1 protein-coding gene is annotated in these 2,318 nt (G+C 73.9%); it reads right to left on the bottom strand.

Annotated elements, in window-relative coordinates; all coding sequences use genetic code 11:
- A partial coding sequence (locus F3J10_RS35310) for a serine/threonine-protein kinase (RefSeq protein WP_240155807.1) occupies positions 1-2,318 on the bottom strand: 2,318 nt, incomplete at both ends.

Below are 2,318 nucleotides of genomic sequence, written 5' to 3'. Positions count from 1 at the left end.
CGCTGGCCACCAGTTGCGGCGCGGCGCTGGCCAGCACCGCGCTGCCCGGCTGCAGGCTGCGCAGCCGGTTCAGCGCCGCCAGCGCGCGCGGGCCGTCGTTGGCCGAGGCGGCCAGGCGCAGCGCATCCACCTGCGCGGCCGGATCGCTGCTGGCGATCTGCTGGTCGATGCGCTGCTGCTGCAGCAGCATCAGCATGCGATCGCGCTGCTCGGCCAGCCCCGGCGAATGCGGCGCGTAGCGCAGCCCCACCTCGACCAGGTCGAGCGTCTGGTGCGCCAGCCCCGGATCGCTGACCTGGGCCGCCGCGGTGACGATGCCGTCGGCCAGCGCATCGATCGCCTTGCCGGTCTCGGGCGCGTCGTCGCCCTGCAGCGAGGCCATCGCGCCCGCCACGCCGTCCAGCCAGGCCTTGTTGGTCGACGGATTGGCGGCCAGCTCGGCCAGCGCGTGCCGCGCATCGGCCACGTTCATCGCGGCGGCCTGCGGGCCCGGATGCGCGGCGGCCGAGGCCAGCTCGGCGGCCAGTTGGTCGCGGCGCCGCTGCAGGCGCGACGAATCGGGGAACAGTTGCAGGCCCAGCGCGATCCGCGCGCGTGCCTCGTCGTACTTGCCCAGGTCGATCGACTGGCCGATCGCGGCGTCGTACTTCAGCTCCAGGCGGTTGCCGCGCAGCAGCGCGCTGCCCGGGTCGAGCAGGCGGATGCGCTGCAGGATGTCGGCGGCGCTGCCAGGCTGGTCCTCGAACAGCGCATCGCGATCGACCGCCTCGTCGAGACTGCCGCCGAGCCGGGCCAGCATGCCGGTGCGCTCGTCGTCGATCTCCTTGCGGCGCGCGTCGAAGGCCGGCGAGAACAGCTTGAGCTGGTCGCGCAACTGGAACACGTGCTGCACGGCGGCGTAGTCGAAGCGGCCGAGCGGCGGGCTCCAGTAGGCGTCGAGCCGCTCGGCGAGGTAATGCAGGATCACGTCGCTGCGGGTCAGCACCAGTTGCTGGCGCGCATCGGCGCCGAGCGCGTCGAGCGCGGCCATCGCCTGGTCCTCGCTGGCGTAGTGCTGCGGGTTGCCGTCGGCGAAGCGCTCGATGGTGGTATCGAGCTGGCGCTGCCGGTAATGGCCGTGCAGGGCCACGCCGCCGGCCGCCAGCGCGGCCAGCGCGAGCAGGCCGACCAGGTAGGGCGCGACGCGCTCGCGCGGCAGGCGCGGGCGCAGGCTCTCGACCAGCGCGCCCACCGTCTGCAGCCGCGCGTCGCCCTCGAAGGCCACCGCCTCGGCCAGCGCGCGCGCCTGGCGCCGCGACAGCCCCGGCACCGCGGGCGGCGCGGCGTTTTCGTTCATCGCCAGCTCGGCGCTGCGGCGCTCGAAGGGATGGCGGCCGGTCAGCAGTTCGTAGATCACGCAGCCGAGCGCATAGACGTCGTCGCGCACCGCCGGATCGGCGCCGCGGATCATCTCCAGGCTCGCGTAGGCCGGCGTCAGCGCGCCCAGCGTGCCGGCGTCGAACACCGTCTGGTCGCCGGCCGCGCCCGCGCGCGCGTTGCCGGCGCGGGCGATGCCGAAGTCGAACACCTTGGGCACGCCGTCGCGCGTGACCATCACGTTGCCCGGCTTGAAATCGGAATGCACGATGCCGCTCGCGTGGGCACGCTGCAGCGCGCGCGCCATGCCCTCGATCAGCGGCCAGGCCTCGCGAAACGGCATGCCCGAGGGCCGCTCGCGGATCAGCGTGCGCAGGTCGGTGCCGTCGATGTACTCCATGGTCATGAAGACGATGGTGCCGTCCTTGTCGAAATCGTAGACATGGACGATATGGTCGTCGGCCAGGCGCTGCGCGCGGCGGGCCTCGCGCTGCAGCGCGATCAGCGAATCGGGATGGCGCCGGAACTCGTCGTTGAGCACCTTCACCGCCACGAAGGGATCGCGGTCGCGCGCCTCGACCTTGCGCTCGTCGCGCGCCAGGTAGACCACCCCCATGCCGCCGCGGCCGAGCTCGCGCTCCAGCAGGAAGCGGCCCTTGAGCAGGGTGCCGACGCTCGCGTGATCGCCGCCCTGGGCGTTCGCCACGCGCTGCCAGCTCTCGCGGCTCAGGCTGTCGGACTGGGTGCTGCCGGCGGCCGGCGCGGGGCGCATCACCACCGTCGCGTCGGCATCGAAGCCGCCGGTGGCGCCGGTGCTGGTGGCGCTGGTGGCGCTGGCGGCGCCCACGGTGCGCAGCGTGCGCACGGTTCGCTCGCCGCGCCCGGGATGGGCGGTCTCGTCATTGGCGGGGCGCGAGGACAGCACCACGGTCAGGTCGCCGTCGGCGGGCACCGCGCGCCCG

The organism is Burkholderia sp. Cy-637, assembly GCF_011753175.1.
Classification (GTDB): domain Bacteria; phylum Pseudomonadota; class Gammaproteobacteria; order Burkholderiales; family Burkholderiaceae; genus Burkholderia; species Burkholderia gladioli.
The sequence above is the reverse complement of the archived record's forward strand: the minus strand, read 5'-3'. Positions and strand labels throughout refer to the sequence as shown.